We start from the raw sequence: 5,412 nt of genomic DNA, 5'->3' as shown, positions 1-5,412 counted from the left end.
ATTATTAAATTTACAAAAAATATGAAATATTGTTGAAAATAAAAAATTGAATAAAAAAGTTAAAATCAAATCAGCAATTTGGCACATTATGAAAAAAATAGTAAAATTTAAAATTTTTTTAAGGACATGTCACATAAAACTCCAATAGTGATATGAAAACAAGTTGATGAAAAAAATTCATGTTGATGATAAAAAAATAATTGATAAAAAAAAATCAAAAAAGAATAAGAAATGTTATTTCAAAACATGATTTTTGTAGGAATTATAAAATTTACGAGCACCATTTATTCCGGATTCACCCTCAATCAAGATCATTTCAGAATTGTCGAAGACAGAATCATCATAAAATAAAAATATGGATGCAAATGTATCAGAGACTGTAAAAAAGATATTTGACAAATCTTCAAGAATATAATAATCTATCTTTTTATCCCTAACCAATGCTTTAAAATAATTTTCAGAATCGGATTTGACTATTAAATCATAGATGGTTTTAGTAGTTAATAAATCTAAATGCCCTTCATGATTAATCAAGGCTTCATATATTGAATCCATGAAAATCTTTGAAAATACCGGCAATATTATACAGATATCTGTAGATTTTTCAATATTGTCCAAATACACATTTATAGGCTTTGCGAATTCTGTGATATTTGATTTTACCAAATTTCCGCCACTAAAAGAAGAAATATCCTTTAAAAAACGATTAGGTATGGACCTAATGGAATGATCTTCCCAAAACTTATCATGATTATCAATATTTTCATTATTTAACATTAAATTTTCTAAATTCTTAGCATATAAGAAACCTATAGAAGTAATTGCATATTGCTTATTTGGCAAACGTGTAATCAATTTACAAGATTTCAAATCGTTTAATCCTCTAGAAATATTACCAGATTTCCTATTGAATTCTGATTCGAGCTCTTTAATAGTTTTATTAGATTCATATAAACTAAATAATAATTTTAATCTTGATTCAGACGCAAAAATGAATTTTAAAAAATTAAAATCCTCTATATTGCTAGTTTCATCAAAAAAATCAGAACTAATAATTATCCCTCCTGCCATTTGGATAAATAATATCCTCTAATGAAACATAATCACCGCATAATTTTTCATATTCTTCAAATAGTTTTAATCCGAAATCTATTGCCTCTTGACTAGTTGAAGTAATTACTGCATTTTGATTGAACTGACCCTTCTTAGTATAAAAAGCCAAAACCAGACACTTATCTGAAACGGTGAATGCAAATTGAATATTGCAGTCATTTGGTTTCAGCTTGACATATCTATTTTTGATACCGGGACTTTTAGGGACATACTCCTTAATAAAATTTTTTACAGCTTCGGAAACAGCATCCGGAAGTATCAATTCGACAGTACAATCATTATCAATCCAATAACTTATAATATCATCATGTTTTGGATGGAAATAAGGAAATATACCCTTTAAAAATTTAAAACCCATTAAAGAACGTTGAAAAATTCCAGTAGCCTTAAATAAATCAACATTATTGGATTCAACTAAATTAGCACCTTCAAGTGCAGATAAATCCTTTAATGTATCAATATTAATATCTATCAGAGAATAATTTAAGAAATCAGAATTGTCTCTTAAGAAAACGTTTGCCTTATTGAAATAAAGTAGATTAGTCAATTTAATCTTTGTTTTATTGAATAAGTAAAATTTATCTTCAATGCTGTAAATGAACTTCTTCTGTTCTAGCTTATTAATATTGTCCAGTATTGAACTATAGCTATAACCTGTTTTTTCCTCAATTTCTTTAATAGATGCCGAGGAGTTATATAAACATCCTAAAATCTTCAAACGAATTTCAGAATTAATTAAAAATTTCAAATCTTCTTGAAAATTTAGGAAATCATCGTTGTCTAATATGCTTGCCACAATAACACCTCCACAAAATTACATAATAAGTTATATCTTATAAAATATTTATACTTTTTAATCACTTTGATAATTGATTGTTTAAATAAATATGCAAAATAAGTAAAAAATCAATGATAAAAAAAGTCAAATTTAATGTCTTATTGCAGAGATAAAATCCATATGATATTCTCCATTAGACATTAAAACTAATCAATTGGTTTCCCAGTAGAGGCTTCTTGATTAAAAAAAAGCTTTTTCCGATGACAACCATCCAATGTTTTCTTTTATTTCATTTAATCACATTGCTCCTTTTATGGCAGTAGCCTAGTGAAAACATTTATATACTATGATGTTCATATTAGAATTAAAAATAAAAAACCGACTAATAGTCGAAAAATGATTGACAAGAATATGAAGTTAATTATAATATAAAAACCAATAAATGGTTTATTTTTGGAGGCAACTATGAAAAAAGGAGAAAAAAGAAAACAAGAGCTTTTAAAGATAGCCTATGATATGTTTCTCACACGCGGATACGAGAATACAAGCGTTGACAAAATCATAGAAAAAGCGCAAATAGCTAAAGGCACATACTACTACCATTTCGAAAGCAAAGAGCAGATGCTCGAAGAAGTCATAGACATGATGATTAACAGTGAGGCTGAAATGGCAAAGCAGATTATCCAAACAGATATTCCGGTACCGCAAAAAATAGTCGGGATACTTGCATCGATGAAACCTACCGAAGCAGAACAGCCCATAAAGAACACTCTTTTCCAGCCTGAGAATGTGTTAATGCACCATAAGGTCAGGAAAAAATTGATTGATACAATTACTCCACTTTTATCCGAAGTTGTAAAAGAGGGAGTGAATGAAGGCATCTTTGAATGCGACAATATACCTGAGCGTGTTAAGATGCTCCTTATCATCAGCGATAGTACATTTAATGAAGGTACATTTAGTGAACGAGACATTTCCGTCTTTATAGACATGACTGAAAAACTTCTCGGGGCAGAAAACGGAACAATGAGTTTCATTTACGACCTGATTGACAAGAGCGATATGGAGGCGGTCGAGTGAACAATACTGAAAACTACAAATATAAACCAGTCCTCTTTTTTGCTCTGGCGTATATTTTTACTTGGATATTTTGGATTCCTGCAATCTTTTTGCCAGAAAGCATCAGTCCATTACTCATGCTGATAGGTCTTATGGCTCCAGCAATTGTATCTACAGTTTTCATTATGGTGTCAAAATCAGATATGCTTAAGCAAGACTTTAAAAATAAGATAGTCGGCTTCTACAAAGTAAAATGGCTAAATGTGGTTTGGGCTGTGATTGTATTTGCGATTGTAATAGTCTGTTCAATTTTGTTGTCACTGCTCTTTGGACAGCCAATCACCCAGTTTTCCCTTACTGAAGACTTTTCTTTTACCGGTGTTGGAATAGCCGGAGCATTCCTTACCATTACAATTGCTTCGATAATTGAGGAAGTGGGATGGAAAGGATACTGTGAGGATTCAATCGGAAACTATATGAACTGGTTTTGGGAATCCATGATTTTTGGAGTGCTATGGTCCTTATGGCATTTTCCTTTAATATTTATTTCAGGAACATATCAGGCAGGACTTATGGTGAATCCCCTTTATGTGATCAACTTTTTTGTCAGTGGAATCCCTATGGGATTTGTCATTACATGGGTCTATCTTGAAAGCGACCGTTCGATATTAGCCTGCATGATATTCCATTTCTTCGTCAATTTCCTGCAGGAGAAAATAGCGTTGACTCCCGAGACAAAGTGCCTGGAGACAATAGTGATAACCATGGTTGCGATTATGATAGTCATGGCTAAAAAAGACATGTTCTTTGAAACACATCATGTCGGAAGACTACTTGAATACAGCAACAAGCAGTCATGAAAGCGGTGAAAACCTGTGTCAAGCAAAATCAAAGGCATCACGATTGAAATCTGCGACAATTCAATGACAAGATGGAGTCTGCAGGCAATTCCATATCAGGAGCCTGGAAAAAGATGATGTCCCTTAGGCTTGCCATTGGCGGTCTTGGAGCAGCATCACCTAAAACAGCAGCAGCATTAAATTCGGTGGTGCCCATCAGACAAAAGTTAATGAAGGAAATAGTTAATCCAATAATCCAATAAGGTTTTTATAGGATAACTCCTACATTTTTCTTTTATTTCACATGCCAATTCATAGGCATCTTCTTTTTTTATTAAATTGTTTTCAACCTCATCAATCAAATTTAGAATTGAAGTTGTAATGGCTACATTGTCCTGATTTCCCATATCCTTTTGCAGTTGGCATATGAACTCATGTTTATCATGATCCAAATCATTATAAAAATCATTAATATCTAATTCAAACCTATTTAAACGAACCAATGCATTTGATTGGGATTTATTTGTAATCCAAACCTGCTTTCCAATTGCTTTCGTTACAGATTCAATTACTGCTTTACCTATTAACTCGCCAAGTTTCGAATGTTTTCCCGCATTTGTTATTTCATCTTCTGAGTCAAGGTTAGAGAAAATGCAAAGCCCATCAGTACCAGTTCCTGTTGCATATCCATTGGAATATTGAGATGGAATCCTTAGGTTATTCAAAGCAACAGCCTTGGCTTCAGTTGCAGTCATAAATGCTTCCATCAATGTTGATTTGGACAGATTCACATTAACAAGCACAATAATGTTGATTGTTCCGAAATGAAACTCGCCGTTTTCTTGCCAATATGATGCAGGATCGCCTGCTTTTGAAGCATTTGTCCTAACTCCTGCAGTTGATATAGCTGTAACTTCAACATTTTTAAATGATTTAGTTACAATGCTTAAATTCTCCATTTTAGCCAATGTTATTAATGCAGTTGAATAATTTGAATCGATTTCCAAAGACCTGCATTCATTTATTAGGTACTCGCATACATCATGGTTTTCCAGATAATCAATTCTATCTTGAGACAGATGCTGGTTAAAAACAGATTTGTACAAATCGCAGGCCCCACCATTAAGAACAGAACTGGACACTCCATTGCGATTATGCTTAAAATTAACTAAAATAGTGTCTTTTAAATAATAAACTCTATCATCAAGAGATGTTTTAAAAATAAGTCTATTTGAATACATAAAAAATAAAAAAAGAAAAGAAATTATAAAAATTTCTTTACGCTTACATCATTGGAGGCATTCCGCCAGCCATGGATGGATCCATACCCATGTCTTCTGGGCCTCTAGTGGATGCAATTACATCATCGATTCTTAAAATCATTTCAGCTGCTTCAGATGCAGATTGAATGGCTTGTTTTTTGACACGTTTTGGTTCAATTACGCCAGCTTCTTTCATGTCTGCTACTTCACCGGTGAATACATCTAATCCCATGTAGTAGGAGTTTTCTTGTGCTGCTCTTAAATCTACTAATGAGTCGATGCTGTCTAAACCTGCGTTTTCAGCTAAGGTTTTTGGCACGATTTCTAAAGCTTCTGCAAATGCGTTTACAGCTAATTGTTC

General features: G+C 32.3%; 7 protein-coding genes. 2 read left to right on the top strand and 5 right to left on the bottom strand.

The genetic code is table 11. The features are described from left to right. Positions 1-234: 234 nt before the first annotated feature. Together ACJMLD_RS08450 and ACJMLD_RS08445 are read right to left on the bottom strand one after the other, a co-directional pair. Positions 235-666, bottom strand: coding sequence for a hypothetical protein (locus tag ACJMLD_RS08450; RefSeq protein ID WP_405270472.1), 432 nt, complete (start codon positions 664-666; stop codon positions 235-237). 382 nt (positions 667-1,048) lie between these two features. Continuing rightward, positions 1,049-1,909: a helix-turn-helix transcriptional regulator gene (locus ACJMLD_RS08445; RefSeq protein ID WP_405270470.1), complete on the bottom strand. Its 861-nt coding sequence runs from the start codon at positions 1,907-1,909 to the stop codon at positions 1,049-1,051. Positions 1,910-2,356: 447 nt separating this feature from the next. Here ACJMLD_RS08445 and ACJMLD_RS08440 point away from each other — a divergent pair, with 447 nt between their 5' ends. Then, the gene (locus ACJMLD_RS08440) at positions 2,357-2,971 is read left to right on the top strand and encodes a TetR/AcrR family transcriptional regulator (RefSeq protein ID WP_405270468.1); all 615 of its coding nucleotides are present in this window, start codon (positions 2,357-2,359) and stop codon (positions 2,969-2,971) included. Next, on the top strand, positions 2,968-3,810 hold the full coding sequence (locus tag ACJMLD_RS08435; protein WP_405270466.1) for a CPBP family intramembrane glutamic endopeptidase: 843 nt from the start codon (positions 2,968-2,970) through the stop codon (positions 3,808-3,810). Before ACJMLD_RS08440 ends, ACJMLD_RS08435 begins: the two co-directional genes overlap by 4 nt. A 37-nt stretch (positions 3,811-3,847) precedes the next feature. Here ACJMLD_RS08435 and ACJMLD_RS08430 read toward each other — a convergent pair whose 3' ends face one another. The 3 genes from ACJMLD_RS08430 to ACJMLD_RS08420 form a co-directional block, all read right to left on the bottom strand. Further along, positions 3,848-4,006, bottom strand: coding sequence for a hypothetical protein (locus ACJMLD_RS08430; protein ID WP_405270464.1), 159 nt, complete (start codon positions 4,004-4,006; stop codon positions 3,848-3,850). A 10-nt stretch (positions 4,007-4,016) separates the two neighbouring features. Then, positions 4,017-5,030: an adenosylcobinamide amidohydrolase gene (locus ACJMLD_RS08425; RefSeq protein ID WP_405270462.1), complete on the bottom strand. Its 1,014-nt coding sequence runs from the start codon at positions 5,028-5,030 to the stop codon at positions 4,017-4,019. A gap of 43 nt (positions 5,031-5,073) precedes the next feature. Next, on the bottom strand, positions 5,074-5,412 hold a 339-nt coding region (locus ACJMLD_RS08420), incomplete at its 5' end, for a TCP-1/cpn60 chaperonin family protein (protein WP_405270460.1).

The sequence above is a fragment of the Methanobrevibacter sp. genome (assembly GCF_045112895.1).
Lineage (GTDB): Archaea > Methanobacteriota > Methanobacteria > Methanobacteriales > Methanobacteriaceae > Methanocatella.
The sequence above is the reverse complement of the archived record's forward strand: the minus strand, read 5'-3'. Positions and strand labels throughout refer to the sequence as shown.

Bases quoted from the DNA above. Each gene is read 5' to 3' on its own strand.
- ACJMLD_RS08440 (WP_405270468.1), top strand. From the start codon at position 2,357: ATGAAAAAAGGAGAAAAAAGAAAACAAGAGCTTTTAAAGATAGCCTAT.
- ACJMLD_RS08430 (WP_405270464.1), bottom strand. From the start codon at position 4,006: ATGGGCACCACCGAATTTAATGCTGCTGCTGTTTTAGGTGATGCTGCT.
- ACJMLD_RS08425 (WP_405270462.1), bottom strand. From the start codon at position 5,030: ATGTATTCAAATAGACTTATTTTTAAAACATCTCTTGATGATAGAGTT.